The 23,099-nt window shown below is 74.4% G+C and carries 22 protein-coding genes and 1 pseudogene; 10 read left to right on the top strand and 13 right to left on the bottom strand.

Annotation, left to right across the window (positions count from 1 at the left end):
• Positions 1–368 precede the first annotated feature (368 nt).
• On the top strand, positions 369–2,408 hold the full coding sequence (locus ACIRBY_RS04725) for a M4 family metallopeptidase (protein ID WP_403896116.1): 2,040 nt from the start codon (positions 369–371) through the stop codon (positions 2,406–2,408).
• Between the two features lie 394 nt (positions 2,409–2,802).
• On the opposite strand, the gene ACIRBY_RS04730 is transcribed toward ACIRBY_RS04725, so the two are convergent.
• Positions 2,803–3,510 (bottom strand): TetR family transcriptional regulator, encoded by a 708-nt coding sequence (locus tag ACIRBY_RS04730; RefSeq protein WP_403896119.1) that lies wholly within the window; start codon positions 3,508–3,510, stop codon positions 2,803–2,805.
• A gap of 111 nt (positions 3,511–3,621) precedes the next feature.
• Here ACIRBY_RS04730 and ACIRBY_RS04735 point away from each other — a divergent pair, with 111 nt between their 5' ends.
• Entirely contained in the window at positions 3,622–4,815 is a 1,194-nt protein-coding gene (locus ACIRBY_RS04735) for a cytochrome P450 (protein ID WP_403896121.1), read from the top strand.
• 5 nt (positions 4,816–4,820) lie between these two features.
• The gene (locus ACIRBY_RS04740; protein ID WP_403896124.1) at positions 4,821–5,039 is read left to right on the top strand and encodes a ferredoxin; all 219 of its coding nucleotides are present in this window, start codon (positions 4,821–4,823) and stop codon (positions 5,037–5,039) included.
• A 4-nt stretch (positions 5,040–5,043) separates the two neighbouring features.
• Here the strand turns inward: ACIRBY_RS04740 and ACIRBY_RS04745 are convergent, their stop codons facing one another.
• On the bottom strand, positions 5,044–5,898 hold the full coding sequence (locus ACIRBY_RS04745; protein WP_403896127.1) for an MOSC domain-containing protein: 855 nt from the start codon (positions 5,896–5,898) through the stop codon (positions 5,044–5,046).
• Positions 5,899–6,052: 154 nt separating this feature from the next.
• Here ACIRBY_RS04745 and ACIRBY_RS04750 point away from each other — a divergent pair, with 154 nt between their 5' ends.
• Positions 6,053–6,907, top strand: coding sequence for a methyltransferase domain-containing protein (locus ACIRBY_RS04750; RefSeq protein WP_403896130.1), 855 nt, complete (start codon positions 6,053–6,055; stop codon positions 6,905–6,907).
• Between the two features lie 108 nt (positions 6,908–7,015).
• Here the strand turns inward: ACIRBY_RS04750 and ACIRBY_RS04755 are convergent, their stop codons facing one another.
• Positions 7,016–8,275 (bottom strand): esterase/lipase family protein, encoded by a 1,260-nt coding sequence (locus tag ACIRBY_RS04755; RefSeq protein WP_403896133.1) that lies wholly within the window; start codon positions 8,273–8,275, stop codon positions 7,016–7,018.
• Between the two features lie 314 nt (positions 8,276–8,589).
• On the opposite strand from ACIRBY_RS04755, the gene ACIRBY_RS04760 reads away from it, so the two are divergent.
• Positions 8,590–8,958: a hypothetical protein gene (locus ACIRBY_RS04760; protein ID WP_403896136.1), complete on the top strand. Its 369-nt coding sequence runs from the start codon at positions 8,590–8,592 to the stop codon at positions 8,956–8,958.
• Positions 8,959–9,027: 69 nt separating this feature from the next.
• Here the strand turns inward: ACIRBY_RS04760 and ACIRBY_RS04765 are convergent, their stop codons facing one another.
• Positions 9,028–9,615: a GNAT family N-acetyltransferase gene (locus ACIRBY_RS04765; RefSeq protein ID WP_403896139.1), complete on the bottom strand. Its 588-nt coding sequence runs from the start codon at positions 9,613–9,615 to the stop codon at positions 9,028–9,030.
• Between the two features lie 187 nt (positions 9,616–9,802).
• Here ACIRBY_RS04765 and ACIRBY_RS04770 point away from each other — a divergent pair, with 187 nt between their 5' ends.
• On the top strand, positions 9,803–10,312 hold the full coding sequence (locus ACIRBY_RS04770; RefSeq protein WP_366449546.1) for a RidA family protein: 510 nt from the start codon (positions 9,803–9,805) through the stop codon (positions 10,310–10,312).
• Positions 10,313–10,442: 130 nt separating this feature from the next.
• On the opposite strand, the gene ACIRBY_RS04775 is transcribed toward ACIRBY_RS04770, so the two are convergent.
• The 7 genes and pseudogenes from ACIRBY_RS04775 to ACIRBY_RS04805 form a co-directional block, all read right to left on the bottom strand.
• A complete protein-coding gene (locus tag ACIRBY_RS04775; protein ID WP_403896143.1) occupies positions 10,443–11,840 on the bottom strand; it encodes a hypothetical protein in 1,398 nt (465 codons plus the stop codon).
• Between the two features lie 439 nt (positions 11,841–12,279).
• Positions 12,280–12,924, bottom strand: a complete 645-nt coding sequence (locus ACIRBY_RS04780) for a GAP family protein (protein WP_403896889.1) — start codon at positions 12,922–12,924, stop codon at positions 12,280–12,282.
• 188 nt (positions 12,925–13,112) lie between these two features.
• A complete protein-coding gene (locus ACIRBY_RS04785) occupies positions 13,113–14,474 on the bottom strand; it encodes a chloride channel protein (RefSeq protein WP_403896145.1) in 1,362 nt (453 codons plus the stop codon).
• A gap of 1,363 nt (positions 14,475–15,837) precedes the next feature.
• Complete coding sequence (locus tag ACIRBY_RS04790) at positions 15,838–16,638, bottom strand: neocarzinostatin apoprotein domain-containing protein (protein WP_403896148.1); 801 nt, start codon at positions 16,636–16,638, stop codon at positions 15,838–15,840.
• Positions 16,639–16,723: 85 nt separating this feature from the next.
• Entirely contained in the window at positions 16,724–16,864 is a 141-nt protein-coding gene (locus ACIRBY_RS04795) for a hypothetical protein (protein ID WP_403896912.1), read from the bottom strand.
• Positions 16,865–16,916: 52 nt separating this feature from the next.
• A pseudogene (locus tag ACIRBY_RS04800) lies at positions 16,917–17,153 on the bottom strand (DUF2625 family protein); the annotation flags it as partial.
• Positions 17,154–17,388: 235 nt separating this feature from the next.
• Positions 17,389–17,922, bottom strand: a complete 534-nt coding sequence (locus ACIRBY_RS04805; RefSeq protein WP_403896151.1) for a type 1 glutamine amidotransferase domain-containing protein — start codon at positions 17,920–17,922, stop codon at positions 17,389–17,391.
• A gap of 231 nt (positions 17,923–18,153) precedes the next feature.
• On the opposite strand from ACIRBY_RS04805, the gene ACIRBY_RS04810 reads away from it, so the two are divergent.
• Positions 18,154–18,342: a DUF6381 family protein gene (locus ACIRBY_RS04810; protein WP_403896153.1), complete on the top strand. Its 189-nt coding sequence runs from the start codon at positions 18,154–18,156 to the stop codon at positions 18,340–18,342.
• Between the two features lie 27 nt (positions 18,343–18,369).
• Here the strand turns inward: ACIRBY_RS04810 and ACIRBY_RS04815 are convergent, their stop codons facing one another.
• The gene (locus ACIRBY_RS04815) at positions 18,370–18,549 is read right to left on the bottom strand and encodes a hypothetical protein (protein ID WP_403896156.1); all 180 of its coding nucleotides are present in this window, start codon (positions 18,547–18,549) and stop codon (positions 18,370–18,372) included.
• A complete protein-coding gene (locus ACIRBY_RS04820) occupies positions 18,546–19,166 on the bottom strand; it encodes a hypothetical protein (protein ID WP_403896159.1) in 621 nt (206 codons plus the stop codon). The genes ACIRBY_RS04815 and ACIRBY_RS04820 overlap by 4 nt, the downstream gene beginning before the upstream one ends.
• A 182-nt stretch (positions 19,167–19,348) precedes the next feature.
• Here ACIRBY_RS04820 and ACIRBY_RS04825 point away from each other — a divergent pair, with 182 nt between their 5' ends.
• From ACIRBY_RS04825 to ACIRBY_RS04835, 3 genes are all read left to right on the top strand, one after another.
• Entirely contained in the window at positions 19,349–20,710 is a 1,362-nt protein-coding gene (locus ACIRBY_RS04825; RefSeq protein WP_403896162.1) for a cytochrome P450, read from the top strand.
• 221 nt (positions 20,711–20,931) lie between these two features.
• On the top strand, positions 20,932–22,050 hold the full coding sequence (locus ACIRBY_RS04830) for a polyprenyl synthetase family protein (protein WP_403896891.1): 1,119 nt from the start codon (positions 20,932–20,934) through the stop codon (positions 22,048–22,050).
• A 20-nt stretch (positions 22,051–22,070) separates the two neighbouring features.
• Positions 22,071–23,015 (top strand): UbiA family prenyltransferase, encoded by a 945-nt coding sequence (locus ACIRBY_RS04835; RefSeq protein ID WP_403896165.1) that lies wholly within the window; start codon positions 22,071–22,073, stop codon positions 23,013–23,015.
• Positions 23,016–23,099 lie beyond the last annotated feature (84 nt).

A 23,099-nucleotide genomic window follows, 5' to 3' on the forward strand; every position in this document is an offset into this window, starting at 1 on the left:
TCGGAGCGACTTCTCCGCGATCAGACCCGCCAAGTCATGTTCAGAACAAGGCTGTTTGACGCTTGATGCCGAACGCTTTACCTGTTCGCGAATTGCGCCATCCACGGTCTTGACTCGCGACAAGTCATGCCCGGAATAGGGCGAGTTGGACCTGAATAAGGGCATCCATACAGGCCCCGCGCGTCCGCTCAGCGGACGCCGTAGGGCGAAATCCGGACGCCTTTCGGCCAATACCTGACGTGTCCATGGCGATCTTGGAGATCGCTGGCAACCTCTCCACATCCCCAGCACGACGAGATCGACACGCTCCACCCGGCCGGCCCCATCCCGGCCGCCGGTTCCACCCCCCACGCATCGAAGGAGTCCGCGTGAAGTCCACGCACCGGCGGAACGCCACCGCCACCGGGGCCCTGCTCGCCGCAGCCGCCCTCCTCACCGTCGGCGTCCAGGCCGGCAGTGCCAGCGCGCAGCCCGAACCGTCCGCGAACGCGGCCGCCCCCAAGGGCCAGGTCCGCAACCCGGGCGCGCTCCCCGCGCAGCTGACCCCCTCCCAGCGCGCCGAGCTCATAGCCAAGGCGCAGAGCACCACGGCCGCCACGGCCAAGGAACTCGGCCTCGGCCCGCAGGAGAAGCTCCTCGTCCACGACGTGGTCAAGGACCAGGACGGTACCACCCACACCCGCTACGAGCGCACGTACGAGGGACTCCCCGTCCTCGGCGGCGACCTGGTCGTCAACCGCACCGCGGCCGACCGGACCCAGAGCGTCAGCAAGGCGTCCTCCGCCCAGCTGCAGGGCGTCTCCACCTCCGCCCCGGCCGACGCTCCGGCGGCCGCCTCCGCGAAGGCCCTCGACGCCGCGAAGGCGGTCGGCTCCAAGGCCGACAAGGCCGACTCCGCTCCCCGCAAGATCGTGTGGATGGCGAACGGCGTGCCGACCCTGGCCTACGAGACCGTCGTCGGCGGGCTCCAGGACGACGGCACCCCCAACCAGCTCCACGTCATCACCGACGCCAAGACGGGCGCGAAGCTGCACCAGTGGCAGGGCATCGAGACCGGTGTCGGCAACACCCACTACAGCGGCCAGGTCACCCTCGGCACCTCGTCGTCCGGTTCGAACTTCACGATGAACGACGCGGCCCGCGGCGGCCACAAGACGTACAACCTCAACCACGGCACGTCCGGCACCGGCTCGCTCTTCACCCAGTCGACCGACACCTGGGGCAACGGCGCCAACTCCAACGCCGCCACCGCGGGCGCCGACGCCGCCTACGGCGCCGGGGTCACCTGGGACTTCTACAAGAACGTCTTCGGCCGCTCCGGGATCCGCGGCGACGGCGTCGCCGCCTACTCCCGCGTCCACTACGGCAACGCCTACGTCAACGCGTTCTGGGACGACGGCTGCTTCTGCATGACGTACGGCGACGGCACGAACAACAACGACCCGCTGACCTCGCTGGACGTCGCCGGCCACGAGATGTCGCACGGCGTCACCGCGGCCACCGCCGGCCTCGAGTACAGCAACGAGTCGGGCGGCCTGAACGAGGCCACCTCCGACATCATGGGCACGTCCGTCGAGTTCTACGCGAACAACCCCAGCGACCCCGGTGACTACCTCATCGGCGAGAAGATCGACATCAACGGCGACGGCACCCCGCTGCGCTACATGGACAAGCCGAGCAAGGACGGCGGCTCCGCCGACGCCTGGTACTCCGGCGTCGGCAACCTCGACGTCCACTACTCCTCGGGCCCGGCCAACCACTGGTTCTACCTGGCCTCCGAGGGCTCCGGCGCCAAGGTCGTGGGCGGCGTGAGCTACAACTCGCCCACCTCCGACGGCCTGCCCGTCACCGGCATCGGCCGGGACAAGGCGCAGCTCATCTGGTACAAGGCGCTCACCACCAAGTTCAACTCCACCACGGACTACGCCGGTGCCCGCGCCGGCACGATCGCGGCGGCGACCGAGCTGTACGGGGCCGGCAGCCCCGAGGTCAACGGCGTCACCGACGCCTGGGCCGCCGTCAACGTCGGCGCCCGTTCGGGCGGCGGCAACCCGAACCCGGGCAAGGTCTTCGAGAGCACGACCCGCGTGGCCATCCCGGACTCCCCCGGCCCCGCGGTCACCTCGTCTGTCGCCGTCACCGGCGTCACCGGCAACGCTCCGAGCACCCTCAAGGTCGGTGTGAAGATCACCCACACCTACATCGGTGACCTCCAGATCGACCTGGTCGCCCCCAACGGGACCTCGTTCCGCCTGCAGAACTCCTCCTCGGACTCCACGGCGAACCTGGACAAGACCTACACGGTGAACGCCTCGGCCGTGGCGGCCAACGGCACCTGGAAGCTGAAGGTCCAGGACAAGGGCGCCGCCGACACCGGCACGATCACCGACTTCAAGCTCACCTTCTGACCGGCCGACCGGCCACAGCCTGAACGAGGTGCCCGGAGCCCCACGGCTCCGGGCACTTCCGCATGCCCCGGCGGAATCCGCCGGCGATCCCCTCCGTGCGACGGGATCACGAGCTGCTGCCGCCGTGCCGGGCCCGGGACGGCGGTCGTCGTCGTGCCGATCCGGAGGAACCCGGATGACCCTGGTGCCGACGCTCCGGCGCGCGAGCCGCCCGTACGTCCTGGTGGGCACCGACCCGGACGATCCGCACCGGGAGAAGCGGGTCTGCGCCCTGGGCCCCGATCGGGACGTCCCTGGTCCACGCCGGCACCGTCCACCACGGCCGGGGGCCGCAACGCGGTGGCGTCCACGTCGTACGGCGGTCCCTCGCCGTGGCCCCTCGGGGGGCGCCTGCTCATCGGGACCGTCGACGGCCGGATCCCGGAGTACCCGACCGGTTGACCTCCGGTCCGGCCGGTCCGGCCGCCGGAGGGTCTCCCGGACCGCCGTCCGGACCGTCGCCGGCGTCCGGCGGCGGAGGCTGCTCCGGCAGCGTCCAGAAACGGTCCAGGGTGGTCAGCACGAGTCGGCACACCGCCTCCGGGTCCGCACTGGCCAGGGGTTCGCGGGCGGTGACCGTGCGCATCAGGCCGATCCCGAGCAGCCAGGCCATGGCCAGATCCGCGCGCAGGGCCCCGTCCTGCGAGGGGGCCAGGCCGGCCAGCACCTTCTGGTACTCCCCGCCCAGTTCCCGCAGGGTCGCCGTCGCCTCGTCCCCCCGGCCGACGGACCGCAGGTACACCTCCAGGGAGCGGTCGGCCCCGGGGGCGCTGCGCGTGAGCATCGAGCGCAGGGCCGTCTCGAAGAGGTCCTCCGGCGCGGTCGCGTGCAGCTGTTCCAGGCCGCCCCGGGCCACGACCTCGGTCAGCAGCCCGTCTTTGGACCCGAAGTAGCGGAACAGGAGCGCCTGGTTGGCACCGGCGCGCTCGGCTATCGCCCTGACCGTCGTGCGCTCGTAACCCCGCTCCGCGAACAGCTCGGCGGCGGCGTCGAGCAGCCGCAGCCGGGTGGCGGCGGCGTTGCGGGGGCGTTCCACGGGCTGTGCTCGGGGGGATTCGTCCACGCTGTCGTCCTCTCGGAAGGCCCGTCAGGATAACGGCCACAAAGCGTCGTTGACCGGCCGGGTGGCCCGTCCTAGGTTGTAAGCAGCTGCTTACAACCCAGGGAGACCGACGTGACGAGCACCGGCACCACCCCCCTCGCCTATCCCTTCAACACCGCCGAGGGACTCCTGCTCGCCGAGGAGTACGAGCGCGTCCGCGACCGGCCCGGCCTGTTACGCGTGCAGATGCCGTACGGTGAGCCGGCCTGGCTGGTCACCCGCTACGCGGACGCCCGCCTCGTGCTCGGCGACGCGCGGTTCAGCCGTGCGGCGGCCGCCGCGCACGACGAGCCCCGGCAGTCCGAGGGCCGCACCGACAGCGGCATCCTGGGCATGGACCCGCCCGACCACACCCGCCTGCGGTCCCTGGTGGCCAAGGCGTTCACCGTGCGGCAGGTCGAGAAGCTCCGCCCGCAGGTGCGCGCGCTCACCGCGGACCTGCTCGACGAACTGGAGGCGGCCGGTCCGCCGGTCGACCTCGTGGACCGCTTCGCCCTGCCCGTGCCGGTGGCCGTGATCTGCCGCCTGCTGGGCGTGCCGGTCGAGGACCGGCCGCGGTTCCGGGTGTGGAGCGACGCGGCGCTCTCGACCAGCTCGCTCACGGCCGAGGAGTTCGAGGCCAACCTCGAGGAGCTGCGCGCCTACATGGCGGGGCTGATCGAGCTGCACCGCCGGGACCCGCAGGACGACCTGATGACGGCGCTCATCGAGGCCCGGGACACCGACGGCGACCGCCTCTCCGAGCCGGAGCTCGTCGACCTGTGCGTGGCGGTCCTGGTGGCCGGGCACGAGACCACGGCCTCCCAGATCCCCAACTTCGTCCTCACCCTGCTCGACCACCCGGAGCAGCTCGCGCTGCTGCGCCGGGACCCCGCCCTGATCGACCGGGCGGTGGAGGAGCTGCTGCGGTTCGTACCGCTGGGCAGCGGGGCGGGCCAGGCCCGCTACGCCACCGAGGACATCGAGGTCGGCGGCACCCTCGTGCGGGCCGGGGACCCGCTGCTCGTCGCGATCGGCGCCGCCAACCGCGACGCGCTGCGCTTCACCGCCCCCGGAACCCTCGACATCCGGCGCCCCTCCCAGCAGCACCTCGGTTTCGGCCACGGCGTCCACCACTGCCTGGGAGCCCCGCTGGCCCGCATGGAGCTCCAGGAGGCCCTCGGGGCGCTGCTGGAGCGGTTCCCCGGGCTGAAGCTCGCGGGGGACGTCACCTGGAAGACCGAGATGCTGGTGCGCGGGCCGCGCGTCATGCCGATCGGGTGGTGAGCGGCATGACGTGGACCGTACGGATCGACGCCGGGCTGTGCCTGGGTTCGGGCATCTGCGCGGGCACGGCCCCCGAGGTGTTCGCCCTCGAGGACGACCACGCCCGGCCGCGCGCCGACCGGGTCGCCGCGCAGGAACGGGTCCTGGAGGCCGCCGACATGTGCCCGGCGCAGGCCATCACGGTGCACGACGGCAGCTCGGTGATCGGCCCCCGCCCCGACTGACCGGTCACCGGCGCGACCGGACCGGGTGGGCGGTCACCTCGTCGCCGGTCCGGACGGTGCCCGGCTCCAGCACCTCCAGGTATACGCCGACGCACGAGAGCCGGCCCAGGTCGAGCACCGGCACGCGGTGCTCGCGGGCCACGGTGCGCATGGTGCCCGGGTCCGCGGGCAGTTCGCCGTGGGCCAGGTTCGGGACCGCGCAGCGGGGCGTGGGCACGGTGACCCGGAACAGGGCCCGGCCGATCCGCAGGGTGCCGCCCGGCCAGGAGTCCTCGGGGAAGCCCGGCCCTCCGGGGAGGTCGACCACCAGGTTGGGCCGGAAGCGCCGGGGGTCGAAGTCCCCGGCGGGGTGGCTGCGCCGGAGCCTGCGCAGGCTGTTGGCGGTCACGAGGTGGACCCGGCCGAAGTCGAAGAAGGTCCCGGCGGCGACCCGTCCCGAGGTGATGGTCTCCCCGGTCCCGTCCACGGAGGCCCGGGCGCGCATCACCTCGGGGATCCCGCCCTCGTAGGAGGGGACGGCACGCTCCAGCAGCCCGTGGTCCGGCGGCTCGCCGGACACGGTCACCGGGCGGCCCAGCAGGCCGGACAGCCGCGCGTCCAGTTCCGCGGCCCCGGTGGGCAGTACGACGCCGCCGGGCAGCTCCACCCGGGCCTCCCCCGGGCCGGCCGCGCTGCTGCGGCAGTCCAGGAGGGCGCCCCACTTGCGGGGGTGCTTGGCGCTGCCGACCGCGCCCGCCTCGTCCAGCACGGCGAACGTCCGGTCCCCGGCCAGTCCTTCCTCCGTGATCCGGGCGCTGGTCAGCGCCTCGCCGAGCATGGACTTCACCGGATACCGGCGCACCGCCACGAGAGTTCCCACCGCCGGATTATCCGACCGGCACCGGCCGCGGGCCAGCGGATTTCCACCGCCCGGGCCGAACCCCCGTGGGGCGCCCGGGAAATCGCAGGCGCCGCCCGCCGCGCATTGCCTACCATCGGCCCGCACCGACCCGTCGACCACCAGCGAGGACTTCGTGAACCACTCGGACCTCCAGGCCAAGGCCCCCGCGCTCGCGGCCGGCATGGCCGCCGCCGGTCACAGCCCGGACGCCCAGCTGTCCCAGACCCGCCACCGCGTCGCACTGGTCGCGGACTGGCGGATCGGGCCCGGCTCGACCGTCCTCGAACTGGGCTGCGGACAGGGGGACATGACCGCCGTCCTCGCGGAGGCGGTCGGGCCCGCGGGGCGCGTGGTGGCCGTCGACGTGGCCGACCCCTCCTACGGGGCTCCGGTCACGCTGGGAGAATCGGCGGCCCGGCTCGCCGCAGGGCCTCTCGGGCCGCGCGTCGAATTCCGCTTCGGCACCGACGTCCTGGACCCTTCGGTGGGCTTCTCCGGGTACGCCTTCGACCATGTGGTGCTCGCCCACTGCTCCTGGTACTTCGCGTCGCCCGGGCGACTGCGCGACACCCTGGCCCGGGTACGGCCGTGGGCGCGGCGACTGTGCTTCGCCGAATGGGACTTGACGCCCGGATCCGGCGATCGGCTGGCGCACCTGCTCGCCGTGCTGATCCAGGGACAGGCCGAGGCCGCCGGTTCGCACGGCCAGGGCAACGTCCGTACCCCGCTGTCCCGCGAGGGGCTGCTGCGGCTCCTGCCCGAGGCCGGCTGGACGGCCGACGGCGGCGGGCCGGTGGACACCGACGGCCTCCAGGACGGCGACTGGGAGGTCGCCGCCTGCCTCGACCCGGCCGGAACGCAGGAGCGTCTGGCCGCGCTGCCCGAGGCCGTACGGCAGCTCCTCCTGAGCCAGACCGACGTCCTGCGGGCCGTCGCCAAGCCCCACGGCAACCGGCCGCTCGCCGCCTATACGGTCACCGCGCACTGACGCGCGTCCGGCCGGCCGCACGGGAGCCAGGACGCCCCGGCGGTTCCACCGTCCCGGGGAGGACCGGGGTGGGCGGGCACGTCGGTGCGGCCCGCCCACGCCGGGCGGTCAGCCGGCCGAGACGATCTCGTTCACGATCCACGCGCCGAGTTCCTCGGTCATCGTGGTGTGCCCCTCGTTGCGGCCGGCGCACAGGAAGGCGTCGAGTTCGCTGTGGTCCGGGGTGATCGGACGGTAGAGGGCCTTCTGGTCGTCGATCTCACCGGCCGCGACGGCGCTGATGCTGGGGATGAAGCAGGACGTGGTGATGACGTCCGGGTCCACGGTGTTGCCGAGGAGGGTCATGAGGAGGCCGGCCAGGCCGAAGCTGCCGGTGTCGCCCACGGGGGACGGCAGGACGAACAGGCCCCCGGGGGCGCCGTCGATCTCGGGCAGTCCGCTGGTGCGCACCGAGACCGCGTCCTCGCCCGTCTTCTGCAGGCGGGCGACTTCGTGGGCGCCCTGCGCCTGGGTTCCCAGCCAGGTGTCGTGCAGGGTCTCGCCGTCGCACTTCACCGCGACCACGCCGGGCTTGACGCCGTTGCCCTTGCCGGTGCCCATGCCGTTGGCGACACCGATCTTGCGGACGCTGCGCGGCCATCCGCCGAGCGCGTCCAGCTTCTTCAGGAACTCCGCCCGCTCCGGCGCGGGCGCCGGGGTCTCACCGACCTTCTCGATGTGCCAGCGCGCCATCTGCTTCGCGGCCGGGCTGTTGAGCAGTCCGGAGAACTGGCGCAGTACGGGGCCCAGGCCCGGGGCGTCGCCCCACTTGTCCGTCGCGTAGTGCGTGAAGGCCTGGAGGGAGACGGGGAACCAGGCGCCGTGGTGCGGGGAGTCGTAGGAGAGGTGGAGGGCGGTCTCGTGGTCGGGCAGGGCGGGGTCCTGCTCCATCTTGGCGAGGGCGTAGCGGGTGACGAGTCCGCCCATGCTGAACCCGCCGACCACCAGCTTCGCCCGGCCCACCCGCTCGGAGGCGGACCGGCGGATGCACTCGACGGCGGTGTCGGCGTTGGCGGTGATCGATGCCGTGCGGTCGGTGTAGCCGAGGATGATCACGTCGCGGCCGGCGGCGTGGAGCTCGGAGATGAAGCGGTAGTCGCCGTTCTCCTCCAGTCCGTGCCAGAGCTGGTCGAGGTCGCTGGACCCGCTGGAGAACCCGTCGGAGAGGATGACGGGCCTGACGAGCTGCCTGCGGTTCAGGGGGCTGTAGTAGACCCATGCCATTCCGCCGGCGAGTGCCCATTCGTCATGCGGTTCCGGAGCGGGAGGGAACGAGGAACGGGCCCCGGGGGCGACCGGGCCCCAGACGTCAACGACAGGTGCGGACATGATCAGCCGACTCCTTGTGCGGTGCGGTTCGCGGATACGCCGAATGGCCGGTGCCGTCTCGCGCCTTCGCGGGACGCGGCCACCCCTCCATCGTTACAGAAAGTATGCATCTCGTTACTCAACGTGCCCGATGAATTGCAACCTCTTGCGTAACTCCAGCCCCACTCACCCCGTTAACACCTCCCGCCACTACCGCATCACACTGCCGAGCAGCCGGGCGAACGGGGGCGGCGGAGGCGGAGGCGGCCATTCAAGATCATTAAGATGGGGGCACGCTCCGGACCGTGAGGTCCGGAACCAACGGAGGGACATCCATGTTCAAGAGCATCGACCCGCGTCGCGGCGCGGCCACCGCCGTCGCCCTCGCCGGCGCGGCCCTGCTGTTCGCGGCGGGCCCCGCCGCCGCCGGCAGCAACGGCCAGCAAATCGCCTTCCAGGACAACTCCTACGCGGCCCACTCGATCCAGATCGAGGGGTACAACCAGAACGGGCAGCACACCAGCCAGTGCTTCACCGTGTCCGCCGGAGGCCAGACCAAGATCGCCGGCTGGTGGTGGAAGGGGACCGTCAGGGTCAAGTCCTTCAACAACGGCGGCTGCACCGGAACCTCCTTCCGCTGGTCCCAGGACAAGTACATCCCCGAGCAGCAGGCGGACAACTACGTCTGGTTCACGGGCTACTAGGATCCGCTTCCCCGCGGACCCCACCGGGACCGCCGCCTCCCCGGAGGCGGCGGTCCTGCCGTGACGGGATCAGATGTCGCCGTGGACCAGGGCGTGCAGGTGCTCGTCGTGCCAGCCGTCCTCGTGCAGCAGCGCGCTGCGCATGGTGCCTTCGAGGGAGAATCCGGCCTTCTGGGCCACCCGGCACGACGCGGGATCGGCCACCGCGTGACACAGCCGGAGCCGGTGCAGGCCCAGGTCGTCGAAGGCCCACCGGCTCACGCGCTTCACGGCCTCCACCACGGCGCCGCGGCCCCGCCCCTCGGGCAGGATCCAGTACAGGATTTCGGCGCTCCCGCCGGCGAGGTCGATGTCACCCCAGCCGATCAAGCCCACCGCCCGACCGTCGGCGGGCCGGGCGACGGCCCACAGGGCGCTCTGCTCGTTCCGCCAGCGCTCGTGCATGCGCCCGATCCGCTCGCCCGCCTCCGCCCGCGACGCCACGACGAGCCGGTTCCACTGGCGGATGGCCGGTTCCCGGGAGGCGGCCACCAGGGCGTCGGCGTCGCCGACTTGCCAGGGACGCAACTCCAGACCGCCGGAGAGGGCGAGCACGGGCTGTTCCATCGCGGCCATGCGGCCTGCGGGGACGACGGGCGGTATCGGCGAAGTGATCATCGTGGCATCGTGCCACGGCCTCCAGCGGACGAACCCGCGCCCAAGCCCCTCGGGACGGGCGAGCGGTCGGGTGCGCGGGATTTCGGCTGTGCTGTGCCGTTCGCGCGATTCCCGTTCGAGGGGTTCTCCTTTCCGCCGTGACAGCGTCGGGGCTCCGGGATCCACCAGGAACGAAGGGACGATGGGCATGGCCAAGTCAAGGCGCAGGTTCGGCATCGGCGCCGTGGTCGCCGCGATCGCAGCCGCGATGATCACGGTCACGGGACTCCAGGGAGCCAGTGCGCAGGACCTGGCACGCCGGGGCTGGGACCACTTCGGGTTCGGGGTGCCGTGGGAGGAGTCCTACGGGTACTCGCAGGGCATCAGGGCCGGCGACACGATCTACATCTCGGGACAGGTGTCCCACGACGAGGCCGGGAACTTCATCGGCGCCGGCGACTTCGAGAAGCAGGTGCGCCAGTCGTTCGCGAACCTGGACAAGGTCCTCGCGCACTACCGGGTCCCGCGCAGCCAGATCATCAGCATGAAGATCTTCACCAAGGACCTCCGCCAGAACTTCGACACGGCCGCCAGGCTCCACAAGGAGTACGTCGGCAACCACCGCACGACCGACACGATCGTCGGCGTCAGCGACATGTCCGTGCCGGAGCAGCTCGTGGAGATCGAAGCCATCGTCCAGGTCTCGCCGCGCTCCTGACCGAGCGGGCCGCGCGGCGACGACCGCGCGGCCCGCTCCGCACACCACAGCGGCTCGGTGACCGGCAACGGCCGCCGAGCCGTCGCCCTTCCCCCCTCGGGCCGCCGGTGTCCCGGAGGGCCGCCCCGGGCTACTTCAGGTCGGCGCAGGGGTCGCAGCAGGAGGGGGCCGGCTCCACGCAGAGGACGACCGCGTCCGTGTTGTCGGCGGTGTCGGGGTCCGTCTCGTTGCCGGTGGCGGAGGCCGTGTTGACGATCCGGCCGGTCTTCACGGCCTTGGCCCGCAGTACGAGGGTGGCGGTCGCGCCGACCGGCAGGCCTCCCACGGTCCAGCGGCCGGTGGCGGGGTCGTAGCGTCCGGGGCCTTCGGCGGAGAGGAAGGCCAGGCCGTCGGGGAGCCGGTCGGTGACGGCGACGCCGGTGGCGTCGTTCGGGCCGGCGTTGCGGACGGCGATGCGGTAGGTCACCGTCTGGCCGACGGTGACGGCGGTCGCGTCCGCCGCCTTCGTGACGCCCAGGTCGGCGGCGGGCTTCACCTCCGTGAGCTGTTCGTTGGAGGTGGCCGTCAGAGGTTCCGGCGTGTCGCCGAGACGGTTCTCGTACGAGGCGGTCGCGGTGTTGCTGACCTGCTTGCCGGCGCTTGCCCGTCCGAGGGTGACGCGGTACTCGACCGTGGTGCCCGCCGGCAGCGTCTCGGTGTTGGGCAGGCTGCCCCCGGCGGTGGCGGACGCGCCGTTGCCGAGGTGGAAGACGACCTTGTTCGCCTGCGCGTCGAAGTGGGCCTGGTCGTCGCCCCGCGCGTCGCTCTTCACCCCGGCGTTCGGTCCGTCGACGATCCGCAGGGAGCCGGGCAGGTACGTCGTGCCCTGCGGTATGGCATCGGTCAGCACGAGGTTCTCCGCCGCTCCGCCGCCCTGGTTCCTGGCGGAGATGCGGTAGGTGAGGACGTCACCCACCTCCAGCGGCCCGGTGGGCGCGGCCGTCTTGTCGAGCACCACGTAGGGGGCGGTGCCGAAGAAGATGCCGTCCAGGAAGTTGCCGACGCTGCGGTTGCCGCCGGCGGCGGAGACGGAGCGGAAGGCGAAGCGGGTCAGCGTCTGGCCCGCCGGGACGGTGTAGGTGCCGGTGTAGTAGCCCCATGCCGTGTTGCCGTCGGTGAAGCGCCGCTGCTCCACCGGGGCGCCGGGCGCGCCGATGTCCAGCGCCATGGTGTCGTCCCCCTGGCGGCCCCGGTGGTACAGCCGCCAGTAGAGCTTCGTGCCGGGGGTCGTCGGCAGGTCCTGGTAGAGCGTGGAGACCTCGTTCGCGTTGAGCTCGGCGAACTGGGCGCCCTCGGCTGCCGGAACGCCCTGGAATCCCGAGTGCCACAGCTCGATCCGGTGATCGGTGGCCGTCGTGAGCCAGCCCGGGACCCGCTTGGGCGCCTGCGTCTGCGAGGCGTCCGGCAGGATCTCCACACCGGCCACGACGGGATCCTCGAAGCTGCCGTTGGCCAGGGCGACCCGGAGCGGAGCGGGGGGTGTGGCCATGGTTCTTCCCTTCACGTCGACGCTGTTTGAAGGCACCGCCGGCCCGGACGCGTGCTCTGCGTGCGGTGGCGGAGCCGGAACACGCCGCAAGGGCACCGCATCCGGGCGAACACGTAAAGTGACGAACGGAGGGACTCGGCCAATCCCGTGCGACGGGTTTGCGGCATCCGCCCCCTCACCGCTCCCTCCGCACGGTCAGGTGCGGCAGCGCGGACGCGCCGCCCCCGCCACACGGACCTCCCGGCCCCCTTCCGTCTGCGCCGTCACGACCGAAAGCCCCTACCGCACCTGTCGAGCCCATCCCACGCACGGGTGAATGACCCGTCGGCCAGGTTGACGATCCGGGTGTCGCGGCTTCTGCGCCCGAGAGCAGAGCCGTCACCAAGCGTCATGGCGTTCCCCTGACCGTGCCGCCGTCCTCGCCGCCGCGGGCGGGTCCTCAGGCGACGAGTGCGTAGATGCTGCTGGCCATCAGCCAGAGTCCGGCCAGCAGGGAGAGGGTGACGATCAGCTGCTCCTGGTGGTGTTCGAGCCAGCTCCGCAGGGCGCTCAGCCGTGCCTGGGCGGCGTCCGGGGCCCAGACGGTGTACAGCTCCATGATCAGGAGGCTGAGGGTGGCCAGCAGGCAGTAGCCGGTCAGGGCCAGCCAGTCGGAGGCGGAGGAGAGGTCGGCGTCGACGGCCGTGGCGGCGCCCGCCGCCACCAGGGCCCACGGCTGGAGCAGCCAGGCCAGCGCGGCGGCGGTGGCCAGCGAGGCGTTGTCGATGCGGGCCGTCCAGCTCGGCGGCCGGTACGGGCGGGGCGGCTGCCGGAACCGGTAGCCGCTGAACAGCACCAGGCCGACACCGATCGCCAGCTTGGCCGCGACCGCGGCGGTCGACGGCGTGGTGTGGTGGACGGGCGGCGTCCCGCCGGTCAGCAGCACGACGCAGGCGATCACCGCGACCAGGTTGGCCAGCCAGGACAGCAGGTAGACGAGGCCCTTGCGCACACCGCGGCGCGACGCCAGCAGCAGGATGAACGCGCTGTTGTGCAGCGGCCCGAGGGTGATGGCCGTGCCGATCACGACCAGGTCGACGACCATCGGCACGGCGGCTCCCGGAGATCGAGGCCGCCCGGTGTCACCGGGCGGGCGTAGGGCACGGGCGTGCCCGGCGGGCGGGGTTGCGCACCCGCGCGGGCCGCTTCCCGACTCTGCGGCCCCCGGCCCGGCGGATCAAGCGGGCCACGCCGGTACCCGCGAACCTCTCTGCCCGCCCCGGGGTGGCCCGGTCAGCCGGCGGGCGCCTCCGGCCCGGGTCGTGACGCCTCGGGCGCGGGCCGCGCCGGGAGCCGGCCGAGGCGGAGCGTGGCGACGTAGGAGACCACCACGCCGACGATCACCAGCGGCATCACGGTGAGGCCGTCCGCGCCGAGCAGCAGGGTGGCCAGCATGACGGCGGTCAGGGGCAGTTTCAGCATCGCCACGGTCATCGCGCCGATCCCGATGGCGAACCCGGCGGTGCTCCCCAGTCCGGGCAGGTGGGAGAGCGCGAGGCCGCCGGTCGCACCCACGAAGATCGCGGGGAAGATCGGGCCGCCGCGGAAGGCGCTCATCGACGCGCTGTAGGCCAGGGCCTTGCACACCAGCAGGACGACGAGGGTGGCCGCGGTGTAGCCCGCGCTGTCGGCCAGCAGGGGGGCGAGGGCGTCCTGGCCGGAGAACAGCACGCCGGTGGCCGGCCGGTCCGTGATCACCGCGTACAGCAGCGCGATCACGCCGACGGCCACGCCCATCAGGACGGTGAGCGGCAGCCGGTGGCGCTCGACGACGGCCTGGAGGGAGAGCGAGGAGCGGCGGATCGCCTCCCCGAGGAGGGCGGCGGCGACGCCCGCGACGACCGCCCAGGCGAACTCGCCGAGGGTGGGTCGGCCGGCGGGCGGAACGTGGGTCAGCGCCAGCGAGTAGGTGCCGAGGCCGGTCCAGCTGCCGAGGCCGGTGAAGATCAGCGACCCGACTCCGGCGGAGAGCAGGCCCGGCACCAGCACCACGCCCATCATCGGGCCGCCCAGCCCGGTGGCCTCCATGAGGAGGAAGGCGCCGACGAGGGGGGATCCCAGCAGTTCGCTGATGGCCGCGAAACTGCCGGCCGCCCCGATCACGCCCAAGGCGGTGGGCGGAGCGTCGTGCTTGAGGAGCTTGGCCGCGCCGACGGCCAGCCCGCCGCCGAGCGCGATCAGCGGGGCTTCCGGACCGAGGACCGCCCCCAGGCCGAGCGTGACGATCGCGGCGATCGCCACACCGGGCACCGTGGCGAACGAGGGTGCGCCGCCGGTCTTGAGGCCCTCGGCCGGCTTGTGGCCGCCGCCGCCCGGCAGGTACCGGATCGTCAGGGCGACCAGTACGCCGGCGACTGCGAGCGGCCCGATCGCCCACCAGTCGGGGGTCCCGTGGAAGCCGAGGTTCGCGGGCAGGTCGTGGTAGAGCAGCGACTGGAGTTCGGACACCAGAGCGAGGAAGCCGAACGCGACCACCGAGATCGGTACGCCGAGCAACGCCGAGATCACCAGCACCGACACGTAGCCGCGGCTGCGGACGATCGCCGGCGCGTCCTGCGGCGCCGCGGTGCCCTCGGCGGGTGGTCCGGCTGACATGTGCATCGTCTCCTTGGGATCCGGCCCGCATCCGGAACACCGGTCGCGCGGGCCTGAGTCTGGGGGTGGCACGGGCACCGGCCGTCGCGGCCCCCGCCGGTGTCCGGGCCCGGCCCGGGAGCCGGACCGCCGGGCGTGCGTCGGCCGAGGGGGCCGTGGTGCGTCCCTACCGGCGCTGGGCGCCGCGCGCGGGGGCCCCACCGGGTGCGGCCGGCTCCTGCGGGGCGGCGTCGCGCTCTGGTATGGCGGTGCTCCGGTCGTCGGCCACCGGCTGTCCCTCCTGGCTGGGCGGCACGCCGTCCGGCGGCGGTCCGCATCCGTCCTGCGCATCATCGCGGGCGGGGACGGCCGAGTACCGCTGCGGCACGCTCGGACGCACGATCGGTGACGGCGGCCGGGCCGTGGGGCCCCGGTGCGGCACGGCGTTTGCGGCGGCGGCCGGAGAGGGCCGTTCGGGTGAGGCGCGGCGGATATGCCGCACGTCGGCGGCGCGGGGGCCGGGGAACGCCCGGCCGGATGCGGTGTGCGCCCCGCCGCACGGGCCACCGCCCGTCCGCGCGACGCCCGGGGCCGGGGGCCGGGGGCCGGCGCCTGGGGGCCCGGGGGGCCGGGGGCCGGGGCCCGGGGGGCCGGGGGCCGGGGCCCGGGGGCCGGCGCCTGGGGGCCCGGGGGGCCGGGGGCCGGGGGCCGGGGGCCGGGGGCCGGGGGCCGGGGGCCGGGGCCCGGGGCCCGGGGGCCGGGGGCCGGGGGCCGGGGGCCGGGGCCCGGGGCCCGGGGGGCCAGGGGCCGGGGGCCGGGGGCCAGGGGCCGGGGCCCGGGGGGCGAGTGGACGGGCGGCCGGGGCCCGGGGGCCGGGGGGCCGGGGGGCGGTGGACGGGCGGCCGGGGCCTGGGGGGGCCGGGCGGACGGGCGGACGGGGCCCGGGGGGCCGGGGGGCGGTGGACGGGCGGCCGGGGCCTGGGGGGCCGGGCGGACGGGCGGACGGGGCCCGGGGGGCCGGGGGCCGGGGGGCCGGGGGCCGGGGGGCCGGGGGCCGGGGGGCCGGGGGGCGCCTCTGTATCCGCAGGCCGCGTGCCAGGGGGTCGGCGCGGGGCGTGGCCGGCTCGCCGCGCGCGGGGGCGGCGTGGTGCCCGTGCTCCACACCCCGGGCGTCGACCGCGTCGGCTGCTTCCGGGCAGGAGAGGGCGGGGCGGGGGACGACACCGCTACGGCGTCCACTTCGCCGAAGCCGCCGGCGCCCCCGCGGCGGTCGCGGCGCGAAGGCGCCCGGCCTCCGCGGGGCCCGGCCGCGCGGAGGCCAGGACGCGCGGAGGCCAGGACGCGCGGGCCCGGGCGCGGCCGGTGCCGTCAGCGGCCGGTGCCGTCAGCGGCCGGCCGGGGTACCCGCCGGGGCGAAGCGGACGGTGTGGGACACCGAGTGCGGACCGCGGACCCGGGTCCCGAACACGACCACCTCGCAGCCCGGAGCGACACGGCAGTCGACCGTGCGCCCGTCACCGGTGGTGAAGGTCGCCGAGAGCCCGACCGTCTCGTCCAGCCGCCCCTGGTCGGTCGTCGCGGGCGGGCGGCCCCGGGTACGGCAGCCGGTGGCCTCCGTGGAGCCGGCGGCGCACTCCAGGACCACGGAGTGGTACTGCGGCTCGTAGCCTCGGCCGGTGACGTGTACGGACTGGCCGTCCACCAGCCCCTCGGAGGGGTCCACCCGGACGGTGGGAGCCGCCTCCAGCGCACCACCCGGCCGGAAGGCCAGCGGGACGGTGGTGAGCACGGCGCCGGTGTTGTCCGTCAGGGCCAGCCGGCACGGGTGCGCGGCGGCGGCGGTACGGCAGTCGAAGGTGCCCGCGCCCGTGGCGAGCTGTGCGTAGAGCTTCTTCGGCGACACCGGCAGGGTGCCGTCCGGCAGCACGCGGAACTGCCGTCCGGTGTCCTCGTCACAGGCTCCCGCCACCGTGTCCGGGGCACACAGCTCGACCCACACGTACGCCTTGGGCGGTCCGCCCTTGACCGAGAACTCGACGACGTCCCCGTCGAGCAGCCCGCCGGTCCGCTTCACCACCAGCTGCGGCGCCGCCTCCGCCGCCTCCGCCGCCCCGCCCGCGGCCAGTCCGGCCCCGGCCAGGGCCACCACGAGCCCGGCTCTCCCGAGAACCTTCCACAGTCCCATCGCCGCCCCCTCCTGTTGCGCGTGTCAGGACGAAGGGATCCTCCTGTCCCGGGGCGTCCCCCACAAGGACGCGATCAGGCCGCGGTCACACGGCGTCGAGGAGCCCCGGGTCGGACGCCCCCGTGTTCCGGGCGAACTCCGCGGCGACCCCGAGGACCTCGTGCATCGGCACGGGCCTTCGGTGCGTCGCCGCGAGATCGGCGTGTGCCTCCTCGGTCCACAGCACACAGGAACGGGTGCACGGAAACGCCCTGCGCGAGGCCGAGCCGTGCGGCCTCCTCCCGCCAGCCCGGCCAGCGCAGCCCGTCGTAGAACGTCTCGAGTCGGCCCGAGAGCGGCCAGGAGACCCATCCGGCGCGGCCCATCTCCAGCGCCTCCCACTCCAGGGTGTCGGGAGCGAGGTACGTCATCCGGCCGGGAGCCCAGAGCGGATCGAAGGCCGTCGGGAAGCGGTTGACCCGCGCCGGGGCAGTCCCCCCGCCTCCGCCGAACCCCCGCCGAACACGCGCAGCCATCCGTCGTTCCCCGAGCAGCCCGCCCGTGTGCGACGCCACGGCGCCCAGCACCGATCGCGCGGTGACCTGCGTCTGGAGGGGGGAGCGGCGTCCTTCGTCCTCGCCCGGGTCCCAAACGCCGTCGCCCGGCACCGGGCCCGGGAAACCGCGGTGCACACCTGCGGCGCCCAGCTCACCCGGGGCGCCCCGCAGCCGCTGCCGGATGAGCAGGCCCCGGCCGGCCCGGGCGTGCGGTTCAGCCGCCGAAGACGGTCACGAACGCCTCGCAGAACGCGTCCAGGTCGTCCGGCTTGCGGCTGGTGACCAGGGGGCTGGCGCCCGCCCGGCAGATGTGGACCTGTTCGTCCACCCAGGTGCCGCCGGCGTTGCGGATGTCGGTGGCCAGGCTGGGCCACGAGGTGAGGGTCCGTCCCCGGACGACACCGGCCTCCACCAGCAGCCACGGCGCGTGGCAGATGGCGGCCACCGGCCGGCCCGCCTCGAAGAAGCCGCGCGTGAAGTCGACGGCGGACCCGCTCATCCGCAGCGCGTCGGGATTCGCCACTCCCCCGGGCAGGACGAGGGCGTCGAAGCTCTCGTCCGTACGGCCGGTAAGGACCCGGTCGACCGGGTAGGTGCCGGCCTTGTCCAGGTGACGCATCGCCTGGACCTCGCCCGGCTTCGTCGAGACCAGCCGGGGGGTCCAGCCGGCCCCGAGGACCGCCTTCCAGGGCCAGGTCAGTTCGACCTCCTCGACGCCTTCGGGTGCCGTCAGGAATGCGATGCGCACGGTACTCACGTCCTTTCGAAAGGGATCCCCGCCCCGCTGCGGGCGCCACCGGCCCGGTCACCCGCCGCGCGGCGGCTGGGCCGTGTCCGGCGCCTACCCGCCGGGCCGCCCCCCACACGGTGCGGGGCGGCTCTTCCCCCGGGTTCCCCTTCGGCCCGGCTGCGGTGGCGGGTGCGGCCCCGTCCTGTTTGGCTGGGATCACACCCTCCCCCCACCACCCGAGGACCGGTCATGACCAAGGACAGCGGGCCGGGCGAACGAGCCCGGGAGATGCGCGACAAGGCCCAGGAGCTGGAGCAGGCCGCCCAGCGGGCGACGGATCCCGCGGAGCAGCAGCGGCTGAGGGACAAGGCCCTGCACATCCGTCGCAAGAGCGAGGAGCAGAACGGTCCCGGCAGCGGGACCATGGACCCCATGTAGGCAGGGCGCTCCGCCCCCTCGGGGGCATCAGCCGTCGTCGTGGTCGCGGGCCATGGCCCTCTCCTGCCGCCGCCTCAGCTCCTCGGGGGTCCTTCCGGGCACCGGCTTGCTGGCCTCGGGATGCACCGGGTCCGGGCCCGGATGCTCCTGCACCTGCTCCTCCCGGCCGATACCGGGCTCCTGCCGCTTGTGCTTCATGCCGCTCATGACGCCCACCGCGGCCTTCCCGCCGCCCCGCGGCCCGCCGGTCCCCCGTGTCGGCGGGCGTGGCCGGCAGCCGCTGCCGGGGCGCTGAAGGCGCTCCGGGCGGCTTCGAGTCTCAGGGCCTCCAGGAGGGAGGCCTGCTGCCCCGCGCGGGCCAGGAGCCGGTCGACGGCGGTCAGGTCCAGGCGGGGGTCGGTGGCCGCGAGGACCCTCAGCGACCGCCACAGGGACGCCTTGCCCTCCACTCCCAGACGCATGGTCTCCAGTTCGAGGACGTCGCTCAGGGGCGAGCGCTTCACCAGCCGGCCGTTGGGCTTGAGCCGGGCCGCCTTCTCCGCCAGCCTGCCCGCGGCGACCCTGGGCCACTGTGCGGGCACGTCCAGGGCCGTCATGAACGCGCGCAGGCCCTCCCGGTCCTCGGCGATCTCCGCGGCGAGCTCGGCCAGGGCCGGTCCCGCGGGCGTACGGCGGTGGGTCCGGGCGATGCGCCGGATCAGGGACACGCCGCTGCCCGCGCCCGCGAGGTGGTCGTTGAGATAGACCGCCAGCAGGCGCTGCGGGTCCGGAGGGGACGCGAGGGGGCGGGACCGTGTTCCCGTGCCGGTGGGGCGGGTGTTCATGGCACCTCCGATCCGCGGGGGTGGCCGTCGGGCGGCCTCCGGTTCGGTTGGCGCGTGCCCGCGGTCATCCGCCGCAAACCCCCGCGGGGCGGACGGCGGGCCCGGGCGGGGCCGGCCGGCGTCGGGGTTCGCCCGCCCGGGGCCGGGGAAGGAATGCCCACGATCCGGAGGGGGGTTCCGCCATGGGCACCGGGCTCGACGCCGTTCCGCTGGCCCCCGGGCACCTGCCGTTCCTCGGGCACACGGTGGCGCTGCTGCGCGACCGGCTGGGGTTCATCGCCTCACTGCCGGGCCACGCCGGTCTGGTGCGGCTGCGGTTCGGGCCGCACACCATGGTCCTGGTGTGCGACCCCGGTCTCGTCCAGGAGGTCCTGCGGGACGACCGCACCTTCGACAAGGGCGGCCCGTTCTTCGACCGGGCCAGGGAAGCGGTCGGCAACGGACTGGCGACCTGCCCGCACGACCGTCACCGCAGGCAGCGCCGGCTGTGCCAGCCGGCGTTCCGGCCCGCCCGGCTGCCCGACTACGCGGACGGGGTCACCTCCGCCGCATACGAGACGACCGCCGACTGGGCCGACGGGCAGGTCGTCGATGTCAACCGGTCCATGCTCGCCATCGCCAACCGGACCCTGGCCACCACGATGTTCAGCAGCCGTCTGCCGGACGCCACGACGCGCCGCATCGGCGAGGACGCCGAGACGCTCATGGTCGGCGCGATGCGCCGCATGCTCCTCCCCGCCCCTTTCGACCGTGTTCCGACCCCGGGCAACCTGCGGTTCCAGCGCGCCCGGGCCCGCCTGCTGGAGACGGTCGCCGAGGTCGTCGCCGCCCACCGCGCCCTTGGCGCCGACCACCGGGACCTGCTCTCCGACCTCCTCCTGGGCGCCGAGCCCGACGGCGCGGACGACGGTCCCGCAGGGCTGTCCGACCAGGAGGTCGCCGACCAGGTCATCACCTTCTTCATCGCCGGCACGGAGACCACCGCCGGGCTGCTGTCGTGGGTCCTGTACGAGCTGGCCCGCCACCCCGCGGTCCAGGACCGGCTCCACGCCCACGTCACCCGGGTCCTGGACGGCGGGCCGCCGCGGGCGGCCGACGTTCCCGCACTGACCTACCTCGGCCGGGTCCTCGACGAGGCCCTGCGCCTGCACTCGATCACCTGGCTCGTCACCCGCACGGTCACCCGGGCCACCGCGCTCGGCGGAACGCACCTGCCGGCCGGGACCACGGTCGCCCTGAGCCAGTACGCGGTCCATTGGAACCCCCTCGTCCACCCCCGGCCCCTCGTCTTCGACCCCGACCGCTGGGCCGGACGGCCCCCCGACCGGACCTCTTTCATCCCGTTCGGCTCCGGGCCGCGCCGGTGCATCGGCGACCGCTTCGCCCTCCAGGAGAGCGCGCTCGTCCTCGCCCTGCTGATCGGCTCGTGGAGGTTCACGGCCGTCACCGACCGCCCCGCGAGGACCGCCCTGTCCGCGGCCTGCGTCCCCCGTGATCTGCGCCTGCGCCTCGAAGCCCGGCCGGCGTCCCCCGGACGGCCCTGAGCGGCGGTACGCGTCCGGCCGGGCCTGCGCCGTCCTGCGCGCCGGTGCCCGGGGGCGTGCCGCGGGCTCCCGGCCGAGGGTGACGGGCGCGCCGTCACGCGCGGGAGGCGGCGCGGGCCGTGGTCGTGCTCGCGCACGTCCCGTTCGGGCGGTTACCGGCGCACACGGGTCGGGAATGAGGTACGCGGCCGGAGAACGCGGGTGCTGACGGAAGGGGCGTGATGGTCGGGGCCGGGGTGACGGAGGAGCTGCTCGGTGCCGGGGGGATCCGCGACCGGGTCGACGGGTGCCTGGAGGACTTCCTCGTCGCCAAGTCCCGCCGCGCCCGGGCACGGGGGCTGTCCACGGAGATCCCCCGGGTGCTGCGCGACTTCCTGGGCGCCGGGGGCAAGCGGATCAGGCCCCTGCTGTGCGCGGTGGGCTGGTTCGCCGGCGGGGGCACCGGGCCGGTGCCGCAGGCGGTGGTGCGGGTGGCCGCGTCGCTGGAGCTGTTCCACGCCTTCGCCCTCATCCACGACGACGTCATGGACGACTCCGACACGCGGCGGGGGGTCCCGACCGTGCACCGGGCGCAGGCCGCCCGCCGGACCGCCGCCAGGGGCGCCGGGGGCACGGGGGGCGCCGGGGGCACCGGGAGCGACGCCGAGCGGTTCGGGCTGGGCGCCGCGATCCTGGCCGGCGACGCCGCCCTGGCCTGGTCCGACGAACTGCTGCACACGGCCGGGCTGCCGCCGGAGCAGCTGATGCGGGTCCTCCCGCTGGTCGACGCGATGCGGACCGAGGTGGTGCACGGCCAGTTCGCGGACCTGGAGGCCACCGGGAACCCCGGCGGCGACGTGGAGGCCGCGCTGGCGGTCGTCCGCTACAAGACCGCCACCTACACCATCGAGCGCCCGCTGCACGTCGGCGCCGCCCTCGCCGGGGCCGACGAGGCGGTGCGGGCGGTCCTCAGCGGCTACGCCCTGCCGGTGGGAGAGGCGTTTCAGCTCCGCGACGACCTGCTGGGCGTGTTCGGTTCCGGCGAGCGGACCGGCAAGTCCCGCCTGGACGATCTGCGGGCGGGCAAGCACACCGTGCTGGTCGCCCAGGCCTTCCGGTACGCCGATCCCGCCCAGAGGCGGGTGCTGCACGCCCTGCTCGGCCGTCCCGGTCTCGACGAGGACGACGCCGAGGCGCTGCGGGGCGTCCTGCTGGCCACGGGCGCCCGCGACCGTGTCGAAGACATGATCAGGGAGCGGCGGGCCCTGGCCCTCGACGCCCTCCGGGCCGCCGGTCTCCCGCCCGCCGCCGCGGCGGTCCTGCGGCAGCTGGCCGACACCGCCACCGTCCGCCCGGCATGACGCCCAGGGAGGCCGCCGCCATGGCAAACCCGCCGAGGAACCCCCCGCCCGTCCCCGGCGCCGCGTCCTCCCCGGGCCCGGCGCGCGGCCTGTTGCCCGCCGCCCGGGCGCTCGTCCGGGGCGCGGTGCGGGAGCCGTGGCTGAGCTGGCAGTTCATCAGGAACGACGTCTGGGCGGGCTTCTACCCGGGCGTGTTCTTCGCCCTCGCCGTCGCGGTCCGGTACCACCGGCCGCCGGACCGCCTCGTCGTGGTCGCCCTGGTCTCGGCCGTCTACTTCTGGCTCTACCTCTACACCTTCTGCCTCACCAACCAGCTCGCCGGACCGGACGAGGACCGCCTCAACAAGCCCTTCCGGCCGCTGGTGCGGCAGGCGGTCACCCCACGCGGCGCGCGGACGCGCGCGGCCGTGGCCTCCTGCGCGTTCCCGCTGCTCGGCTGGGCGCTGGGGGTGTGGCCGTGGGCCCTGTTCTGGCAGGCCATCACCCTGCTGCACAATCTCGGCGGCTCCCGCCACTGGATCGTCAAGAACGCCGTCATAGGCCTCGGCGTCCTGCCCATGCTCGGCGCCGCCTGGCAGATGACCGCCCCGCTGACCGCCGGCGCCTGGCGGTGGATGCTCGCCCTCGCCGTGTCGACCTTCCTCCTCATACCCGTCCAGGACCTGCGCGACCTCCGGGGGGACGCCGCGGCCCGGCGCACCACCTTCCCCCTCGCCTTCGGCGAGACCCTCACCCGCCGGTTCCTCGCGGCCGGGTTCGCCCTGCTCCCCCTGGTCGGGCACTTCTTCCTGATCCGCCCCACCACCCCGGCCGCGTGGTGCGCCGAAGCGGTCACGGCGGCCCTGTGCTGGACCGTCGCCCGGCGCGTCCTCGACCGCCGCGGCCCCGCGTACGACCACCGCACCTACCGCTACTACGAGTACTGGTACGCCGCCGTCCTGGCCACCGCCGTGCTCACCCTCTGACCCGTCCCCCGGACGGGCGGCCCGCCGGGCGGGCCCCCGCACACGGCCGGAGGATGGGCGCGGGGACGGACGACGGGAGCCGAC

The organism is Streptomyces sp. NPDC096136 (assembly GCF_044763325.1).
GTDB lineage: Bacteria > Actinomycetota > Actinomycetes > Streptomycetales > Streptomycetaceae > Streptomyces.